This window comes from Microcoleus sp. w2-18bC1 (genome assembly GCF_036700365.1).
Taxonomy (GTDB): Bacteria; Cyanobacteriota; Cyanobacteriia; order Cyanobacteriales; family Microcoleaceae; genus Microcoleus.
Genome location: NZ_JAUBOS010000016.1, coordinates 63,744 through 82,874, shown reverse-complemented (window position 1 = coordinate 82,874; position 19,131 = coordinate 63,744). Strand labels below are relative to the sequence as shown.

At 46.5% G+C, this 19,131-nt stretch carries 14 protein-coding genes; 4 read left to right on the top strand and 10 right to left on the bottom strand.

The features are described 5' to 3' along the window. The 4 genes from QT979_RS12000 to QT979_RS11985 form a co-directional block, all read right to left on the bottom strand. Positions 1-1,176, bottom strand: a complete 1,176-nt coding sequence (locus QT979_RS12000) for an aminotransferase class V-fold PLP-dependent enzyme (RefSeq protein ID WP_333310119.1) — start codon at positions 1,174-1,176, stop codon at positions 1-3. 130 nt (positions 1,177-1,306) lie between these two features. Continuing rightward, positions 1,307-1,912, bottom strand: a complete 606-nt coding sequence (locus tag QT979_RS11995; RefSeq protein ID WP_333310116.1) for a molybdenum cofactor guanylyltransferase — start codon at positions 1,910-1,912, stop codon at positions 1,307-1,309. A 285-nt stretch (positions 1,913-2,197) separates the two neighbouring features. Beyond that, a complete protein-coding gene (locus tag QT979_RS11990) occupies positions 2,198-3,262 on the bottom strand; it encodes an anthranilate phosphoribosyltransferase family protein (RefSeq protein ID WP_333211243.1) in 1,065 nt (354 codons plus the stop codon). A 196-nt stretch (positions 3,263-3,458) separates the two neighbouring features. Continuing rightward, the gene (locus QT979_RS11985; RefSeq protein ID WP_333211244.1) at positions 3,459-4,433 is read right to left on the bottom strand and encodes a LysR family transcriptional regulator; all 975 of its coding nucleotides are present in this window, start codon (positions 4,431-4,433) and stop codon (positions 3,459-3,461) included. 595 nt (positions 4,434-5,028) lie between these two features. On the opposite strand from QT979_RS11985, the gene QT979_RS11980 reads away from it, so the two are divergent. After that, a complete protein-coding gene (locus QT979_RS11980) occupies positions 5,029-8,457 on the top strand; it encodes a PAS domain S-box protein (protein ID WP_333310114.1) in 3,429 nt (1,142 codons plus the stop codon). A 112-nt stretch (positions 8,458-8,569) separates the two neighbouring features. On the opposite strand, the gene QT979_RS11975 is transcribed toward QT979_RS11980, so the two are convergent. Next, complete coding sequence (locus QT979_RS11975) at positions 8,570-9,862, bottom strand: HEAT repeat domain-containing protein (protein ID WP_333310111.1); 1,293 nt, start codon at positions 9,860-9,862, stop codon at positions 8,570-8,572. Between the two features lie 228 nt (positions 9,863-10,090). On the opposite strand from QT979_RS11975, the gene QT979_RS11970 reads away from it, so the two are divergent. Continuing rightward, positions 10,091-10,960: a lipid kinase gene (locus QT979_RS11970; protein WP_333211273.1), complete on the top strand. Its 870-nt coding sequence runs from the start codon at positions 10,091-10,093 to the stop codon at positions 10,958-10,960. Positions 10,961-11,141: 181 nt separating this feature from the next. Here the strand turns inward: QT979_RS11970 and QT979_RS11965 are convergent, their stop codons facing one another. From QT979_RS11965 to hemW, 4 genes are all read right to left on the bottom strand, one after another. Further along, on the bottom strand, positions 11,142-12,707 hold the full coding sequence (locus QT979_RS11965; protein WP_333211275.1) for an FAD-dependent oxidoreductase: 1,566 nt from the start codon (positions 12,705-12,707) through the stop codon (positions 11,142-11,144). A 393-nt stretch (positions 12,708-13,100) separates the two neighbouring features. Next, positions 13,101-13,373, bottom strand: a complete 273-nt coding sequence (locus QT979_RS11960) for a DUF1830 domain-containing protein (RefSeq protein ID WP_333057596.1) — start codon at positions 13,371-13,373, stop codon at positions 13,101-13,103. 155 nt (positions 13,374-13,528) lie between these two features. After that, on the bottom strand, positions 13,529-13,750 hold the full coding sequence (locus tag QT979_RS11955; RefSeq protein WP_333211277.1) for a hypothetical protein: 222 nt from the start codon (positions 13,748-13,750) through the stop codon (positions 13,529-13,531). 226 nt (positions 13,751-13,976) lie between these two features. Continuing rightward, entirely contained in the window at positions 13,977-15,320 is a 1,344-nt protein-coding gene (gene hemW / locus QT979_RS11950) for a radical SAM family heme chaperone HemW (protein ID WP_333211279.1), read from the bottom strand. A 395-nt stretch (positions 15,321-15,715) separates the two neighbouring features. On the opposite strand from hemW, the gene QT979_RS11945 reads away from it, so the two are divergent. Then, positions 15,716-16,795, top strand: coding sequence for a PIN/TRAM domain-containing protein (locus QT979_RS11945; RefSeq protein ID WP_333231576.1), 1,080 nt, complete (start codon positions 15,716-15,718; stop codon positions 16,793-16,795). A 293-nt stretch (positions 16,796-17,088) separates the two neighbouring features. On the opposite strand, the gene QT979_RS11940 is transcribed toward QT979_RS11945, so the two are convergent. Further along, the gene (locus tag QT979_RS11940) at positions 17,089-17,253 is read right to left on the bottom strand and encodes a hypothetical protein (RefSeq protein ID WP_333310109.1); all 165 of its coding nucleotides are present in this window, start codon (positions 17,251-17,253) and stop codon (positions 17,089-17,091) included. A 489-nt stretch (positions 17,254-17,742) separates the two neighbouring features. Here QT979_RS11940 and QT979_RS11935 point away from each other — a divergent pair, with 489 nt between their 5' ends. Beyond that, positions 17,743-18,990, top strand: coding sequence for an MFS transporter (locus QT979_RS11935; RefSeq protein WP_333310106.1), 1,248 nt, complete (start codon positions 17,743-17,745; stop codon positions 18,988-18,990). Positions 18,991-19,131 lie beyond the last annotated feature (141 nt).

The following is a 19,131-nucleotide window of genomic DNA, read 5'->3' as shown; positions in this document are numbered from 1 at the left end:
TCAAATTCTCGTCAGCTCAACCAGGGCATTAGCTAAATATTGATACTGCGGCAAAGTATTGTATAACTGAGCCGAAATCCTCACCAACTGCTTGCTAGCATCCGGCCAAGGAATCACCGGAACTTCAATTTTAAAAATCTCCCACAGCGCCTCTTGCAAAGGTGGAATTCCTCCCTTTGCAACCACATCAGACTGGGAGTCTGCCAGTGGCACAACAGCCATCGAACCCACCATTTCATCTGGACAAGGTAGCGACAAATCTAATTTGTCCGCCAATATTTTTCTCCCCGCCAATGCTAAAGCATGATTCTTTGCCATCAATTCCGGCCATCCGCCGCTCAACAAAGAACCTATAAAATCAATAGCTACAGGCACGCACAAATAGGGGCTAGGATCGACTGTTCCCATCCAGTCAAATTCTAGCTGAAAGCGCGATTTATCAGCGCGGGGCGAATTAGCACCGTGACTGATTGTAGTTGGCCGAATGGCATCTTGCTTGTCGCGCCGCACGTATAAAAAGCCCGCACCTTTCGGCGCGCACAGCCACTTGTGGCAATTTCCCGTATAATAAGCTGCGCCAATTTCCTCTAAATTCAGTGCTACCATTCCCGGCGCGTGAGCTCCGTCTACCAATACATCCACGCCACGGTTAGCTAACTCGCCCACTAAGTGTTTGATGGGAAAAATTAAACCTGTTTGGCTGACAACGTGGTCTAATAAGGCTAACTTTGTTTGCGGTGAAACGCACTTAATTATTGCTTCAATAACTTGGTCGGGTGACTCAATGGGAAAGGGGACTTCTGCTACTATTACTTTAGCGCCTGTACGCTCGGCTACAAAATTAAGTGTGTTGCGGCAAGCGTTGTATTCCTGATTTGTAGTTAGCAATTCGTCGCCCGGAGAAAAACAGAGCGATCGCAAAACTGCATTTACTCCCGTTGTCGCATTCGGGACAAACGCCAAGTCATCCTCACTCGCACCGATAAATGCTGCTAACTGATTTCTTGCATTATCCAACAAGGGTTCAAATTCCCGCAGTAAAAAGCGCAATGGTTCTCTTTCTAGTTGCTCTCGAAAAATGGTTTGCGCTTCGAGTACGGGAATCGGACAGGCCCCAAAAGAGCCGTGATTGAGGAAAGTTATATTGCGATCGAGCAACCAATATTGGTTAATCATTAGTAATTAGTAATTAGTCATTAGTCATTAGTCATTAGTCAGTAGTCAGTAGTCAGTAGTCATTAGTCAGTTAACTGTCATGAGCCAGTTGTCCTTAGTCAGTAGTCAGTTAACTGTCAACTGTCAACCGTTAACCGTTAACCATTTTACATTTTAATTGCTCAAACTCTTCTAATGTATTGCAATTCGATAACATTACTGCTTCTCGTTCCCCTACAGGTAAAGGGATTGCGGGTATTTGATTTAACCAAACTTGAAAGGAACGTCCTCCTTTGTCAATAAAACTTTGCAAGCTGGGCAGAGATTGTTGGCGGTAGAAACCGCACAAAGGCTCCCAGCGCGAATTTTGATAAGGCACAACTGCTAAAGTTGATGGGGGAAATTCGGTTAACTGACTTGCCCAATTCTGAATAATCTGGGCATCCAACAAAGGCAAATCGCAAGCTAACAGTAAAATCCAGTCGGCGGCTATTTCTGTCAATCCCTGAGTCAATGCAACCAAGGGCCCGGAGCCCGGATTGTACTCTACCAGAAATTGGGATGTTTCGGTTAAGGTCGATCGATAGCGATCGGGCCAAGCAGTCAGAACATAAACTTCGGGGGTTACAACTGCGGCAACTTCCAACGCACGCTGCAAGAGGGATTTGCCCTCTATTTCCAGTAGAGCTTTATCACTACCCATCCGCGAACTTTGGCCGCCTGCAAGCACAATTACGGCAATTTTATGATTAGTCATTAGTCATTAGTCAGTAGTTAGTAGTCAGTAGTCAGTAGTCAGTAGTCATTAGTCATTAGTCATTAGTCATTAGTCATTAGTCAGCAGTCAGTAGTCAGCAGTCAGTAGTCAGCAGTCAGTAGTCAGCAGTCAGTAGTTATCGCAAGAATTGCCTGTTTTGAATAGGCCAAATGCCTGTTCCACAATAATTATTGGAGATCTCTAGTAGTCATTAGTCATTAGTCATTAGTTAACTGTCAACTGTCAACTGTCAACTGTCAACTGTCAACTGTCAACTGTCAACTGTCAACTCAAAACACTAACGGCTTGGCTAACTTCCTCAAGTTTTTGCACTACTTGACCGCGACTTAATAAAGTTTCTGCCTCAATCAAACCAGAGTTTATATCCAAACAAACTCCGCTGCGCCACAGATAAAATCCGCCGTTCCAGATAGCGGACTGCATTAATTCCGATGGTTTTCCCAGCAAAACTTCCTGCATTTGTTTGAATAACTCAGGGGCTGATTCAAAGGCAGGATTTGTGTTGCTAAAACCGTAATCTCCGTGAGCTAAAAGCACTCGTTCAAACTCGGCAGCGGGCTTAGCAATGCCGATAATCGCAGTACGATCGCGCGGCAAATCGCAGCTTCCCTCCAATCCTTTGACTGTGGTATAATTTTTGATTCCCCGCAACTCAAAGGCTTTTTGAAACATACCTTCTGTCGGCGGGTGGACGTAGCCTGATATGACGTTAACGTCGCCGGCACAGGGACACCACATCAACTCCATTGTCGAAAAAGGTGGCCGTTTACCAATTTCGCGGCGGTAGGGTACTAAAGCAGCGGCTTGAGGAAAATGTTTGGGAAGGTAAACAAAACCCAAACCCGTATTGTCAAAAACTTGCTGGACTTTTTCTAAACTCAGTTTTCTCCAGTCAACTCCCAAACCGCGCCAAATTTCAATCAAGGGAATGCCTTCCTTGGTTGGCATGGTATCCCCCCCGTGCATGAGGGTTGGGACGCCAGAAGCGGCTAAAATTAGGGCGGTTATTGGGCTAATTGGAGCCGTGCGCGATCGCCCGTCGTAAGCAATGCCAAACACGGCGACGGTAGAGACGGAAAACCCTTTTTCTCGGTTTGGGGGGGCAAGCATAGGCCCCAATTCTTCATAAGCATCGAGCATTCCGGCTAATTCTTCGCCGGTGGGCCGTTTAATGCGGTGGGAAATCATAAAAGCTCCGATTTGAGCCGGTGTTGCTTCCCCCAGCAGCATCATCCGCGTGGCTGCTGCTGCTTCGGAACGAGTTAAGTTTTCTCCTGTGTGTACTCCGCTGCCAATTTTTCGCAGCAATTCTCTAAATGCGTCACTCATAACTTTTGAAGTTGGTAATTGGTAAGGGGTAATTGGTAGTATTTGAACTGTTTTAAATTTAAATTTCAGAATTATCTATTCAAAATTATCGAATTATACCAGTTCCCTAAAAGAAGGCAATTGTTGGAAATATCCAAACCATTATTTCATCAGTCATTCCCAATCTAAAATCTAAAATCTAAAATCTAAAATGGTATTAACTCCCTGATTTTTCTAGCTTGATTACATCAAGTGGTGGCACAAATTCGCGTACCAGATTCCAAAAATGGGCGATCGGCGGAATTTGCATTCGATCGTGAGTTGTCACCAACACTACTTCGCGAGTCCAAGTAGGATCTGCGGCCAATTGACCGATCGTCGAAACCTTGGAATTTGACCGCTCTTGGGCGATCGACCGAATTGCTAAAGTGCGATCGCCCTTCGCGTCCACCAAAGCTGAATGCGGCAGCAAAGCAATCAACTCTCCCTGTCGCACCACACCCCGAAAAGCATCAAGAGTGTTGAGTTCCAAAACAGCATGAAGTTTAGCACCCATGCGTCCAAATTGTTCTTGCACCATCCGCTGCATTCCGTACCCGTCCTTAAACACCACTTGCGGGTAACAAATCAATTCCGGCCAAGGTACTCGATCGTACTGGGCCAGGGGATGACCCGCCGCCATCAACACCTCGATCGGCTCATTGTAGAGCACCTCAACCAACATTTCCGGGGCGTGAGTAAAATGGCGGTTGTTCATCACCACTGCTATGTCCACCAAACCATCTTTGAGGACTTTCAGAGCTCGATCGCTCCCCAGAGAAGTCACCCGCAATTGCACGTCTGGATAGTCACGGCAAAACTTTTGCAGCACAGGCGGCAAATAAGCAGCGCAAACCGAATGAATCGCAGCCACGCAAAGTTCCGGCTGCTTTCCCGCCCGTAAGTCTCCCAATTCTTCAGCAGCATTTCGCCAAGTCTGACAGATTTTGCGAGCGTGAGGTAGCAGGCATTCCCCTCCCACAGTCAGTTTCGCGTGGGCCGTGCGGTGAAACAGCGACAAACCCACTTCCGCTTCTAATCCCTGCACTTGGCGGCTAATAGTCGATTGGGTAACGCCACACTTCCGGGCCGCTTGCTGAAAGCTACCAGTTTCAGCAACTGAAAGAAATGCTTGAAGCTGCTCTAAGCGCATGGAGGTTTAATTCGAGAGAGATGGTTTCAGAAATTTTACTGGAAGATAATCTGTGACATTAACCGATTTAGTAGCAGAATTTAGTAGACTTTGATACAGGTACAGATTAGTTTTGATTCCGAGGTCAGAGGCGGGGATGCTGCGATCTAAGCATCAATCTGCTGTGGCAGGATTTCTGAGCCTCCAAGTAGAGGTCGATTCTCCTATGTTGAAGGGATTTCTGAATCTGCAAAATTATCAAAAAATAGATTCCATAAAGATGAATTTATCGAATATTGCCAGTTTCTAGCTAAACCGTTTCAATGAACGGCACTCTAGTAATCCCTTCATCAACAGAGTTTAATTGTTCTGTTTTTCCGTAAGTTGTGAATTCAAAAAATAGCATTTAATTTCGTACCTCTTTGGGAATTATAGTACCTCACTCTCCCTCTACCTCTCAATTAATGTACTAATATTGCAGGCAGGTTAAAGCCTGCTGTGAACTTTCCTCCCCGGACTAAAGTCACTCTTGTTTTCTGTTTTTTTGTGTATAAACTAGAAATTAGCGGGTCAGCAACACAAGTGCAACTAGGATCGATCGCACAGGAAAGCCGAAATGCTGCCATTTATTAAGATTATGTCATTTAACCACAATTTTATTCCTCAAGATGGCTGTTGCCAGTGGCAACCCCAGTTGATGGGACTGCACGCGGTCAGCGATGTGTTAATTGCCTTGGCTTATTATTCAATTCCAGCACTTCTGACATACTATGCCCGGAAGCAGCGAGAGGTGCCTTTGAGCAAGGGGTTTCTCCTATTGGGAGCCTGGTTTTTCTGCGGCGGGACAACTCACTTGATGCAAGTTTGGATGCTGGTGCATCCCAGCGAATGGCTGTCAAGTTCGATCGCCGCCTTAACCGCTATCATCTCTTTGTGGGCTGTAGCGTCCCTGATACCCTCGATTTCTCAAGTGTTGGCTTTGGCTGGGGCGGCCTCTTTACCAGCAAATACGGCGCTGGAAACCCAAAAGGTCGATCGACTGCAAGCCAACTCTGATATTACAAATTCCGTCGCATCCCCCACAACCGAACTCCAGCAAATTAACCAGCAATTGCTTGCAGAAATAACACAGCGCGAGCGAGTCGAGGATCTCCTGCTTGACACCGTAGGCAAGCTGCAAGAAAGCGAAGAACGCTTCCGCGTTTTTCAGGAATTATCTCTAGACGGATTTAACGTGTTTCGCAGCATTCGTGACGAATCCACAATTGTGGATTTTGAATGGGAATACGTCAATCCCGCAGCGGCAAAAATTCAGCAGAGTACCCCGGGCGAATTAATCGGCAAGCGATTGCTGCAAGTGCTGCCAGGCCATAAAGATAGCGGTTTGTTCGACCGTTACGTCCAAGTTTTAGAAACAGGAATTCCCCTCGATACCGAGATTTATTACAACAGCGAAAGCGAAGGCATTGTCGGCTGGTTTCGGATTATGACCGTTAAATTGGGCGACGGCATTGCTATTTCTTTTGGCGATATTACTGAGCGTAAGCAAGTAGAAGCATCCCTGCGCGAGGCGTTGCAAAAACTCACTTCTCATTTTGAAAATACCCCCCTAGCGGTGATTGAGTGGGATGAAAACTTTCATCTCAGCGGGTGGTCACCGGCGGCACAGAAGATTTTTGGGTGGGAATCAACCGAAGTTTTAGGCAAGCATTTTAGCGAATGGAACTTTATTTGTAAGGGCGATTTTGAAGAGGTAAAATCGGTAATTTATAGTTTAAAAAAACCAGAAAATCGGTGCAATGTAGTTCACAACAGCAATTATAATAAGTCAGGTTCGTTGGTACACTGCGAGTGGTACAATTCGGCTTTTTACAGCGATTCGGGAGAGTTGATATCGGTGCTGTCTCTGGTTTTGGACGTGACGGAACGCTTTAAATTTCTGGAAGTGCTGCGACAGTCTGAAGAGCGGTTTCGGATTGCGGCAGAAAGTGCCAGCGATTTGATTTATGAATGGGATATCGAGACTGACATCGTGCTGTGGTTCGGTCACGTAGACGAACATTTGGAGTACGCAAAAGGCGGATTTCCGAGGACAAGAGCAGCTTGGAACAGTATCTTGCACCCGATCGACCGCGATCGAGTTTTGGCGGCAGTCGATCGGTATTTGACTGCGCCAGACAGTTCTGCCGCCCCATTTTTTCAGGAATACCGCGTTCAGTGCCAAGGGGGCGGCTTACTCCACTGGATCGATCGGGGCAAAGCAGTGCTTGACAAACAAGGCAATCCCTACAAATGGATCGGCGTAATTAGCGACATCACCGCTCGCAAAGAGGCCGAAGAACAGCGGAATTGGGCATTGGCGCGGGAACAGGCAGCCCGCCGCGAAGCCGAAGCCAGCGAACAGTTGTACCGCGTCCTCGCTGAAGCGATCCCGCAAATAGTTTGGACTGCCACAGCCGACGGCTGGTTCGACTACTACAACCAGCGCTGGTTTGAATATACTGGCTTGACGCTGGAGGAAACTCAAGGCTGGGGGTGGCAGCTACCTCTACATCCAGATGACGTGGAAGATGCTGTAGAAAGTTGGAAAACCTCGGTGCAGACGGGGAAGACTTACGAGGTGGAATACCGCTTTAAACGGGCATCTGATGGAGCTTACCGCTGGCATTTGGGTAGGGCATTGCCCGTGCTGGACGCTGAAGGGAAAATTCTCAAATGGTTCGGGACTTGTACCGATATTGACGATCGCCAGCGATCGGCCCAAACAGCCTATTTTAACGCTCAAGCTTTGGCTTTGCTGTCGTCAGCTTCCCTGGATTACGAGAAGGCGCTGCAAGGTTTGGCAGATTTAACAGTACCGGGGCTGGGAGATTGGTGCTGTGTGCATTTGCTTGATGCCGACGGCTCGATCCGCTTGCAAGCAGTTGCTCACTCAGATCCGAGCAAAGTCGCTCTGCTGTGGCAAATCGATCGGCGTATGCCGCTAGACCCCCAGGGACGGCACGGAGTAGCAAAGGTGCTACGGACTGGTGAGTCGAAGCTCTACCCAGAAATACCGCAATGGGTGATCGAGGCGGTTGTGCCCGACAGGGAACTGCAGTTGGTGCTGCGATCCCAATCCCAAGTGCTGTCGGCAATCTGCGTGCCGCTAATCGCTCGCGGGCGGACGCTGGGAGCGATTTCGTTGCTGTGCGGGGAATCTGGCCGTCGCTGCGGGGAGAGCGATTTGGTTTTGCTGGAGGATTTGGCGCGGGATGCCGCGGTGGCGATCGACAATGCGCGGCTTTACCGGGAAGCAGCGGAGGCCAACCGGATTAAAGACGAGTTTTTGGGAACGCTTTCTCACGAGTTGCGGACGCCTCTGAACGCAATTTTGGGCTGGGCGCAGATGCTGCGGCAGCGCCAAATGAGTGCCGAAAAAACGGCTGTCGGTTTGGAGACTATTGAGCGAAACGCGCGGTTGCAGACTCAGATGATTGAGGATTTGCTGGACGTTTCCCGGATTGTCAGCGGCAAAGTGTGTTTGAAGCTGTTCCCGGTGGATTTGGTGCGGATTGTAGAAACAGCGCTGAAGACGCTGAGCCCTGATGCTGAAGCTAGGGGAATTGAATTGGTGAGTTTTTGTGGCGAAGGGGTGAGCTTGGTGAAGGGCGATGCTACTCGTTTGCAGCAGGTGGTGTGGAATTTGCTCTCGAATGCTATTAAGTTTACGCCGCCGTCGGGTCGCGTGGAAATAAGGCTCTCGGAGGATGGGGAACCGGGAGCAGCGGCTGGCGCCATATTGTCTGGGCCGTCTCCGGTGCACTCTGTTTCGATCGTTGTCAGCGATACGGGAATTGGCATCAGCAAGGAGTTTTTGCCCTTTGTGTTCGATCGCTTCCGCCAAGCTGACAGCACTTCTACGCGCAATTACGGCGGTCTGGGACTGGGATTGGCGATCGTCCGCCATCTCGTGGAACTCCACGGCGGCAGTGTCTGGGCCGAAAGTTCAGGGGAAGGACTCGGATCGACTTTCGGAGTGCGGCTGCCAATTGAGCAGAGCTAAAGTTTTGATTTTTCAGTTATCGATTTCACAATTCAATATTTAAGTTCTACGTAAGGTGTTGATGGCGCACCCTAAATTTAAATGTTCTCCGCTAATCCGCTCGCTCTTGATTTTATTGCCATTCTTGCAGGGCGATCGCAATTCCTTGTTTCAATCTCGGTTCAAGATTGTCTTGCTTAACTAAGCTTTCTAATTTCTGCCTGGCCTCGGCAGCACCTAGCTGTTTGAGCGCTGCCATGCAGTGTAACCTGACGCTGCTTTCTGTGTCGCCCAACATTGAAATCAGAGCATCTAGCCCTCTCATATCTCCTAATTTTCCTAAACCTAAAGCTAAAGATTTTTTGCTGACTGCCTCCTGCACGGCCGGATGATTTGTTTTCAACAAATCAATCAGAATTTCAGCAGCAGCAGCTTTTAATTCTGGCTTTTCTACTCGCCCTAAAACAGTGACTATCTCTTGATAAACAGTAGAATTTATGTTAGTGAATTGCTCCATTAATGTCTGATGCAAATATGCTAAAGCGGTTGCAGTTTCCATCCAGCTTAGGGCGCGCACAGTTTCGATTTGCAATTCAATCGGAGTTGTGGGCGATCGCAACAATTCAAATAAAGCAGCCGCTGCAGCATCGGTTTTTACTCGCCCGATCGCGATCGCCGCTTGCTGACAAACTTCTAATCGGATGTCCGAAAGCAGAGGTTTGAGCAAGTTAACTAAATCTAATTCCGCATCTAAATACGCGCGCACCCCAAGAGCTCGCACGGCTTCTTTTCTGACTGCTGTTGCCGGATCTTTGAGTGCTGCTACCAGTATCGGGGGGATGCGGGAGTCGTGAAAACTGCTCAGGGCAGCGATTGCGTGCGCCCGCACCGCAACTTGAGAGTCTGCGACTACGCTCAACAGCGGTGGGATAGTTTCGGTGCGCCGAATTTGGGCGAGTGCTGCTGTGGCAAACTGTCGCGAGTCTTCTTGGAGTAGGAGAGTTGCGAGGGATTCTATGGCTGTCGGGCCGAAATTCCCTAGGGTTTGGGCGGCGATTTGGCTCAATTCTTCGTCGGAATTTTTGACCAATTCTACTAAAGCTTGAATCACTTCCGGGCGATCGAACTTTCCGAGAATGCGGGCAGCGAACCACCGGGGCTCCGTGTCTGCGTCTTCATCTTCGAGTACGGCAATTAAAGGTGCGATCGCGCCATTTCCCAAATTGGGCAATACTTTAGCAATTTCCCAGCGGTCTTGAAAATCGCCCCATTCTAAGGCTTCTATTGCTAAACTGACAGCTTGCTCTAAAATGTGTTGTTCCTGCGGCTTGCCGGCTTTGGCTGTCACTTGCTGCAAGCATTCGACTAACCCCGGCCAGTTTTGGCGATCGGCAGCGACTTGCGCTTTTTGTAAAATATTATACATGATTTTAAATTAAGTTCGATCGAGAAGCAAGGTTTTTTGCTGCTAGGTCAGAGCGGGAGGGAACTACTTTGTACGAATCTTTTGCTACAATTATCCATTTTTTAACATTTTTGTCAATCCATCATAACTGGTAAAATGGAAGTAAAGCATTAATTTGATGTAGTTAAGGCATCAATCTATACTTTTTGTAATTTAAAATACGCAATATTCCTAATTAAAAATTAACAAATGAAGAAAGCTCTACTTTTAGTAAACCAGCACTCCCGAAAAGGGCAAAAGCTATTATCTCAAGCCACTGTAGAATTAGAAACACTGGGTTTTGAGTTAATGGTAGAATCTACCGACCACGCCCACGAACTTTCCGACACTATTCGCCACTACCAAAATCGAGTCGAATTAGTAATAATTGGCGGTGGCGACGGCACTCTCAACGCCGCCATAGAAGGTTTGATAGACACCAAGTTACCCCTGGGTATCTTGCCGATGGGAACAGCTAACGACCTAGCCCGCACTCTGGGGATTCCTACAGATTTATCAGCAGCTTGTCAAGTAATTGCCAGCGGTAAAGTTCGGCTAATAGACTTGGGTTGGGTTAACAGCCAATATTTTTTTAATGTTGCCAGTTTGGGACTAAGCGTGGAAATTACCCAGCGCCTGACTAAAGACGTAAAGCAGCGCTGGGGAGTGTTAGCTTATGCTTTTACTGCTTTGCAGACAATTTTTTCAGCGCGACCTTTCCGAGCACAAATTAAGATAAAAAATCAATCTTTTAATGTTAAAACTATTCAAATTGCCATTGGCAACGGCCGCTACTACGGCGGTGGCATGACAGTTGCCGAGGATGCCACAATCGACGACAAGCGACTAGATTTGTACAGTTTGGAAATAAAAAAATGGTGGGAAATCATTGCTTTGCTGCCAGCTATGAGGCAAGGAAATCATACCAGTTGGCCTAACGTTCGCGCCTTGCACGCTCAAGAATTTGAGGTTAATACTAGCAAACGCCGTCCGATTAATACTGACGGTGAAATTACAACTTACACGCCTGCAAAATTTCGAGTGATTCCCCAAGCTTTAGCAGTTATAGCTCCTTCATGACTCACAACTAATATAATGATGTTATTGTGTTGTGGAACAGGCATCTTGCCTGTTCAGATATTAGCCACAGGCATCTTGCACGTGCCACAATTAATCAATAAATTATATTGTGTTGTGGAACAGGCATCTTGCCTGTTCAGATATTAGCCACGAACAAGATGCCTGTGCCACAATTAATCAGTTAATAATCGCCTCCAGCGCCATATTTCCAGGCTTCAACTAATCGGTGAAAATAATATTGCTGCTCCGGGGCTAAATTTTTTACCTGGGGTTCTACGGCTTTCCCCAAAGGCTGCAATCCCGTATAAATTCCTAAATTTACATAATGAACCATCCAATCGAGCAAATTAGCTATTCCTACCTGCGGGATAATTTTCAGAACTAATCCGGGATGGCTAATTGCTGTTTTAAACAGGGTTTGTGACAAAGCCGGAAACAGCACGATATCCTGAAGAAACGGTTTGATTATTGGTTCTCCCAAGTCTTCCATTACCTGAAATACGGCAGCCAAAAGTTGATTTATTTGATTAGGGTCTATTCTTTGATTCATCGCAGCACTCATCGAACGCTGAAACAACCAGGTAACTGATAGATTCGGCTGGTAGGGTTGCAAAAGTGCGAGGGAATTTTTGCTGAGACTGTCGCTTGTCAAAGCTTCCTCAATTCCTAGAGTCAAGCGTTTGAGGTGGCGTACCATGGCGCCGAAACCGCCGAAGCTGAGGGGAGATTGGCTACCGCTGCTGTCTCCGACTGGAAGTATGCGATCCCAAGGGGTTTTTAGAGGACTTTGGCGATAACAGGGGAAGAATCCGTAGAGTGCTCTTTGGAATTTTAACTGTTCGATTTCGACGTTTTGATATTGGGGAAGCAAGCGCAAATACTCTTCAAATAATGTTTCTAAACTGAATCTTTCTGTGTCGGCGTCTATGTAGGTAAATAAGTAGGTGGTGCGGCCGTCTCTGGCTGGAAATGCTTCCCAAAAATATTGGCACTGATTTTGCATTGGGGTGAAGGATGCAAATATATCGCCAGTGTCGTTTTTGGGGTATCCTTGAGCGCAACTGCCGACTACTAAACATACGGCGTCGGGTTTTTTGCCTTGTCTTGCTTGGCGGACAATAGGCGAAAAATGCCCCATTGCGTCTAATAATAATCGGGTTTTAAATAATTTTTTGTCAAGTTGTAAATCGGTATTTTCCGATTCTACAAGGACTCCATTTGGATGAATTGTGGCTGTTTTAAATGGTGTATTTTCAAATAGTTCGCCTCCGGCTTCTAGGAATCGCTGTTTCAAGGTTTCTAGGAGGTAAACTGGGTCTATTCCGATGTTGAGTACGTCGCGCACCCAAATGTCTGGGCTGTTGGCAAAGCTGATGCGGGCTGGGTTGTATTCGGTAGCTATGGCTTTTTCTATCTCTGCAACAGATAGCAAATTTAATTCTAAGAATGTGTCTAATTCTTTGCGAGAAATGTTCCATTCTTGATCGCGTCCTCGCAGGGTGCCGCGTTCTATCAAGGCTACTCGCCAACCCCGCACGGCTAAGGCTGTACCGATTAATATTCCTAGGGTTCCGCCGCCGATAACTATGTCGAAGTCGAGGGTTTCGAGGGGTTGTTGGCTGTGTTTGACTGCTTGGGGTGTTGCTGCGGTGTTTTGTTTGAGGTTTTCCCAGAGTCGATCGACTTTTCTCAGGCCTGTGAGGGCGTCTCCTGGCAGTTGGGAGAGGATTTGTTCGGTGAGGGACATCGGGTTTTAGTATTAAACAGTGGTTGATTTTTTATAATTTAGCTTAGATCCACATTTCCGACAGTTTCAGGGCTGACGCATGGGGTGGCGAGAATCCCGGTTCATACTAAGATGTTGCACCCTTGTCAATAAGCTTTTTAGGAACAGGCAAGATGCCTGTTCCACAAAGAGTAGATTTTCTTGTGGAACAGGCATCTTGCCTGTTCTTGAGAATGGTGCAAGATGTGAGTTTCTACGAATTTTGGGCTTAGTAACAAGGAATCTAGGAATCAACCGGGTTTATGAGGTTGGGAGTGCGATCGCAAACGAAGTTTTTATCATCATACAGAGAAACCCGGTTTCTGAAAAAAAACCGGGTTTCTACATCTGTTTGGTAAGTCTAAGGAATTATCTTCAATCAGCCGTGCTTAATTCTTCAACTCGCAGCCGATCGCACAAAATTCGCTCGCACACTATACCACCCGTATCCGCACTCCTGCAAACTTCTAACTGAGCTTCCGGCAACGCTTCAAACAAAAAACGCTCTCCCGGAAAAACCGTCCGCTCAAAATACCAATTAGGAATATTTGTAATACGAGCGATTTGCACTTTGCTAGTATTATTAAGGTACCAACACAAAATGCGCGTATGACCTTCGGAAATTACCTGATTTAGTGTCAAATTCATTTTTTTAACTTGTTTGTGCAATTGTGCGAACGATCGGCGACGAACCTAGACTTAATATAGCATATTACCAGTTAAAACACAATTTTTTATACATTTTTTTTATATTTTTTGGGTTAATTAATAAATTGCGCCAGGGAAACATCAGCGCCTTCCACTTATTCCCAAGAAGGTGCAAAAGCCGGCAGTGCTAAAGTGCAAGATTTCCATCCTCCCCTAACAGGTGCGTTCAACAATTGACAGTGACCAACTGAACCTCTTGCCTGTTGGTAGTGACCGCAAAAATTACACTTGGAAGCAGGATTGCACCCGCGATCGCTAATTACAAGGCAGGGCTGGTTTTGGGTTTGGTTGCGCTCGATAGTTGTTAAAGTGTTCATTAAATTACTTTTTAAATGTTCAGTCTTAAGTATGACGGCTGGAGTGCTGTCGTGGCGTCTATCCCAAGGCTTAGTTCGCCTTTAAGTTTTGTGTAGGGATCGAGAGAAAATATACTATTTTAGAGAGGATCAAGCTAGGGAGCGATTAAATTTCCTTTCATCGAATTGGCGGCCCCGGCTTTAGAGCCGATCGCGCTTGTCAGGGGGTATACTTCCTCAGACAGAGCTAATTATCTTCGCCTAAGTTGCTGAACAAATCGGCTAAAATTGTATTAGAAAATAAAAAACCTTCGGGATCGCTCAACCTCAAATTGCCCGACAGTGGCAGTTTCTCGCCCTCACCTAAATTTGAGATCGCCCCATCCGCAGTGATAATTTCTACCCATCCTTGCCGCCAGTAGGGCTGTAAACAACGCCAAATTTTATCAACTGTTTGCTGAGTAAACTTTTCAGTCAGCGCCGACAGGCTAACTCCTTCTGCTAAACGCAAACCTAGCATCAGCGTTTCTAACAAAACGTCATTTTCTGAGACGGGAAAATTTTGCTCAATTGGTGGGTAAATATCTGGCTGGGTTTCCCCCCCAATTCGAGGAGTAGCTGGGGAATTGAGGCCAGAGATCGATCGCACCCACTGATAATATTCTTGAGTTTTGCGAGGTCTCGTTAACCTCCGGCCTTCCACATAACTCGCCGCCCCCATTCCCAAACCGTAATAAGGGCGATTTTCCCAATAAACGCGGTTGTGGCGGCACTGATAGCCAGAGCGAGCGTAATTAGAAATTTCGTAATGTTCGTAGCCAGCCCCTGTCAGAATTTCCCGCGCTAAACGGTACATTCCAGCAGCGGTTTCATCTGCTGGTAGCGGCTGCGCGCCTGCTTCAAAGTAGCGCCCGAAAGCAGTTCCCTGTTCAACAATTAAGTCATAACTCGACAGGTGAGTCGGCGAAATTTCGACGGCCGATTTCAGGGAAGCTTCCCACTGTTCTAAAGTTTGGTGTGGCAGTCCCGAAATTAGGTCTAAACTAAAATTGACAATACCCGCCGATCGCACTATTTCTACTGCTTCAAAAATATCAGCGACAGAGTGCGATCGCCCGCAAGTTTGCAGCAATTCATCTTGAAAAGCTTGCACTCCCACACTAACTCGATTTACTCCCGCCGCTACATATCCCCGCAACTGTTCTAAAGTAAACGTACCCGGATCTATTTCTATAGAAATTTCCGCCTCAGCAGCAATCCCAAATTTGCCGTCGAGAGTCTCTAAAATATTGCTCAACTGACTGACAGAAAGCAGCGAAGGCGTGCCACCACCAAAAAAAACTGTTTTCAGAGATGCGCCTAAATTTTTAGTTTCTTGAATTTCTTGACACAGTACAGCAACATATTGCACAATTGTCCCGGAATTCTCGCCATTTTTGCGATCGCCCACCACAAAAACCGGAAAATCGCAGTAGTAACAGCGGCGGCGACAAAAAGGTATGTGCAGGTAAGCCGAACTAGGAATCCCGGAATTTGTCGCTTGCACACTTTTTTTTAATTCAAATGTTAAATAATCTGTGGGAGGGTTCATTACATTTCAAGCCAAAAGCGCAACTTCAAATCTAAAATTTTAATTAAACCATCATGAATAATTATGTATATTATGACATTTTCTTACCAAAAAAGCGCTGCGAACGATGGCGTCCCGCCCCGCAAGCTACGGCTCTGTTAATTTAACCTCATACCAGTTTTAATCGACCAAAATCCCCGAACATCCCGCAGGGCGGTCTATTCGCACTTCGTGCCTGCTTTGGGTCCGGCGTAGTAAATTCGAGCGCCTCCCTGGCACATCCCCCAAAGGGTACAACCGCGAAATATAAGTTTATGAAAATCGCTGAGTAAATAGGGCGATATCCGACCAAAGCATGAAAACAAGTATCAGCACTGCAAAGATATAATGTGAATAAATTCATTAACCTAGAACTAATGCTAGACGCAATCATAATAATCTCATTCATAATCGCAGGCGGAGGCATCGGCTATTACGGAGTCGAACTCCTGCCGAGCAATCTCCTGCAGCAAGTTACAAATATACAAGGCTTAAGTTCTGTACTAGGTTCCTTTGGAGCATTAATCGGCTTCGTGATGGGATTAGTGGCTCAAACAACCTATCGGCGCTTGGAAAAACAAGTCCGCGATATGCCAGTGGAGATGCTGCTGACGCGGGCGATCGGCTTAATCATCGGACTGCTAGTAGCAAACTTAATGCTGGCTCCGCTGTTCCTGCTGCCAATTCCCCGCGAGTTCGGCTTCATCAAACCTCTAGTCGCAGTCTTGGGAAGCGTCATGTTCGGCTTCACAGGCGTCAGCTTAACCGACACCCACGGCCGCGCTTTCTTGCGGCTGATCAACCCCAAAAGCTTTGACACGGTGTTGGTAGCTGAAGGTACTTTCAAACCAGCTTCTGCCAAAGTTGTCGATACTAGCTGTATAATAGACGGCCGGATTGAAAACCTCCTAGAAACAGGTTTCCTCGAAGGTCAAATTATCATACCGCAATTCGTGCTCCAAGAACTGCAACTGGTAGCTGATTCAGCCAACGATCAAAAGCGAGTGCGCGGACGCCGCGGCTTAGATGTACTCAACCGCATCAAAGAAACATATCCAGAACGGATTCAAATTCACTCGGCTGACTACGAAGATATTGCCACAGTCGATGCCAAATTAGTCCGCTTCGCCTTGGATATCGACGGCATTTTACTTACCAACGATTACAACTTATCGAAAGTAGCTACCGTCCAAAAACTGCCGGTTTTGAATATCAATGATTTGACTCATGCGGTGCGCCCGACTTATTTGCCGGGAGATACGATCGAACTCAAAATCCGCAAAGAAGGCAAAGAACCCTCTCAGGGAATCGGTTACTTGGATGACGGCACAATGGTTGTAGTAGAAGCAGGAAGCAGCTATGTCGGTGGCGAAGCCAGAGTCGTAGTCACCAGCGCCCTGCAAACTAGCGCCGGTCGCATGATATTCGCCCGCCCTCAAGAGTCCGTTATTGTTTAAAACTGAGAAACAATGGCCAGGGCAATCAGAATCAAATATTGCGATCGTTGTTCCCAATCTGCCCCGACTCTCTACCGTGCCCGGTATGACGAGTCGGGGCAGTGGTTTTTTTTATGTCTTAAATGTTGGAAATCGGTAAGTAAAAACAATCCTTTTTACTTCTACGGCGGCACTTGGAAAGCCACCAAGAAAAAATAGCAATTACCAGCTTCTTCTTCTTTTCTGTTCCTTCGCGTCCTTTGCGTCTTCGCGGTTCAATCATATCAATATCAGTGATTCAGGAGTAATTAAAATCAACTAATCTCGATCGCATCTTCATACAATGTCTCGATCGCACAGCTAAAATTAACGTTCTTCAACTGAACGTCATGCCCTTGAGTGTAAGAATCAAGCACCCACAAATCCTCTGCATTCCGGCGAAAACACTCTACACTAACTCTTTCTTGATTGATTAGCACATCCTCTTGCAAACTTTCAGAAGTGCGGTAATCTGTTGGATTTTAACCATTGACCTTCAGTCTTTCCCTATTACTGAATCAGTCGCGGTTTCAACTCAAAATGAGTATATATTGCTGCAATCTTAGGTGGGTATTTCAATCAATTAAATTCTAACATAAAGCCGGCCACTGAAGAAGGGGCTTGAAACCCAAAATTTTTGCTCAATGCGTAAACCATAGCTTTGTTGATAGCCTGAAGTAATAAGTCTTATAAGAAATTCTGTATCTAAATATACATTTTTTGTATAAATCATGACATTTATCAAGTTATCCTGACATTAAGAGCTAGATTCCACACCTTACCTACAAAATTTGTAACCTCCAGAGTTGAGAAGGTACTCCAAGCTTTTACCAGGCTAGGGGCTTTGGTTGTTGGCGTTGGCACTCCAGCTAAGTTCTCAGATTTTAGTCATCTGTGAAATGTGATATGAGTTGAAATCTCTTAAATCCATGCCGAAACTCAAAGAATCTTTTAATCACCCTCATACCGAACCAGCCGATGCCACGATTCGCCTAAAGCAGCATAAAGACCTGTTTTCCTGGCTTTCGATCGCTGCGGGGCTAATTTTTCTACAGGGGTACATGATTGCTCCCCTGATTCCACGTTTGGCGGAAGTTTTTAATGTTCCGGTTCAGGAAATCGGCTTTATCGTTCCAGCCTATATGCTGTCCTATGCACTGATGGCATTATTCTTCGGCCTCCTGTCCGATCGCTTTGGTCGATGGTCTATTATTCGCATCTCGCTTGCTCTTTTTGTCATTTTCACGGCTTTAACTGCCACTGCTCAAAATGCTTCGCAGATGGCAACCTGGCGGCTATTAACCGGGATTGGAGCCAGTGGTGTGATTCCCCTTACCTTCGCCTTAATTGGCGATTTATTCCCGTTTGATCAGCGAGGTGCCAAGCTAGGATTGGTGTTTGCAGCAATGGAAGGGGGAATGGCAGCAGGCTCTGCGGGGGGAGCGATTCTTGAGCCATTTGTAGGTTGGCGATCGCTCTTTCTAGGTACTGCTGTGCTTGCTGCTGTTGTGCTTTGGCGACTTCATCCTTACGGCTCTTTATTTGATACACCAAAAGTCACCAAATTACCGCCTATTCGCCAAATCTTTAGGGGATACAGCCAGATATTAGCAACCTTTCGGGGGCAGCGTACATATGCTTATGTTCTGTGGAATGGTATCTACCACTCTGGGGTATATACATGGCTAGGGTTGTATTTATCGGAACGGTACGGTATGGATGCGTTGAGCATTGGTTTAAACATTCTTGGGTACGGCATTCCCGGTTTATTGCTGAGTTCTTTCATTGGTCAAGCTGTCGATCGGTGGGGACGGCGTTGGCTAGTTCCAGCAGGGTTGGTAATGGCTGCTGTGGCTGGGATTGGAATGATTTTTGAGATTCCGCCAATCGGAACGACGATCGCAGTTCTTATTTTGTCTTTAGGGTATGACCTGACTCAACCGTTGTTTGTAGGAATTGTGACCGATCTCGGAGATGACAACAATTTGGGGCAAACGATGGGACTGAAGGTATTTACTCTCTTTACTGGATTTGGTGTAGGCAGTTTCATATTTGGAGAGCTACTGCGCTTTGGATTTGGGCCTTCTCTCGCTATCTTTGGTGGCATTCAGTTGATAACTGGTTTGATTGCAGTCCCACTATTCTGGCAGGAAGTCCCCTCTCGATTACGGGGTTAGCGACTTTTGCCCAAACCAATGTTGCATACATTAATACTGCTCAAATCATTGCGCTCACTGGTGGTGAGAACGCTCTTGATACTGTTCTGTTATAGAGCATATATAGAGCAATACGCTTGGGTTAGCGCTTTCAGACGAATT

Excerpts from the sequence above, each read along its gene's own strand:
- QT979_RS11945 (WP_333231576.1), top strand. The coding sequence starts at position 15,716 with ATGCTAGACGCAATCATAATAATCTCATTCATAATCGCAGGCGGAGGC.
- QT979_RS12000 (WP_333310119.1), bottom strand. The coding sequence starts at position 1,176 with ATGATTAACCAATATTGGTTGCTCGATCGCAATATAACTTTCCTCAAT.
- QT979_RS11985 (WP_333211244.1), bottom strand. The coding sequence starts at position 4,433 with ATGCGCTTAGAGCAGCTTCAAGCATTTCTTTCAGTTGCTGAAACTGGT.
- QT979_RS11995 (WP_333310116.1), bottom strand. The coding sequence starts at position 1,912 with ATGACTAATCATAAAATTGCCGTAATTGTGCTTGCAGGCGGCCAAAGT.
- QT979_RS11960 (WP_333057596.1), bottom strand. The coding sequence starts at position 13,373 with ATGAATTTGACACTAAATCAGGTAATTTCCGAAGGTCATACGCGCATT.
- QT979_RS11965 (WP_333211275.1), bottom strand. The coding sequence starts at position 12,707 with ATGTCCCTCACCGAACAAATCCTCTCCCAACTGCCAGGAGACGCCCTC.
- QT979_RS11955 (WP_333211277.1), bottom strand. The coding sequence starts at position 13,750 with ATGAACACTTTAACAACTATCGAGCGCAACCAAACCCAAAACCAGCCC.
- QT979_RS11935 (WP_333310106.1), top strand. The coding sequence starts at position 17,743 with ATGCCGAAACTCAAAGAATCTTTTAATCACCCTCATACCGAACCAGCC.
- QT979_RS11970 (WP_333211273.1), top strand. The coding sequence starts at position 10,091 with ATGAAGAAAGCTCTACTTTTAGTAAACCAGCACTCCCGAAAAGGGCAA.
- QT979_RS11990 (WP_333211243.1), bottom strand. The coding sequence starts at position 3,262 with ATGAGTGACGCATTTAGAGAATTGCTGCGAAAAATTGGCAGCGGAGTA.
- hemW (WP_333211279.1), bottom strand. The coding sequence starts at position 15,320 with ATGAACCCTCCCACAGATTATTTAACATTTGAATTAAAAAAAAGTGTG.
- QT979_RS11975 (WP_333310111.1), bottom strand. The coding sequence starts at position 9,862 with ATGTATAATATTTTACAAAAAGCGCAAGTCGCTGCCGATCGCCAAAAC.
- QT979_RS11980 (WP_333310114.1), top strand. The coding sequence starts at position 5,029 with ATGCTGCCATTTATTAAGATTATGTCATTTAACCACAATTTTATTCCT.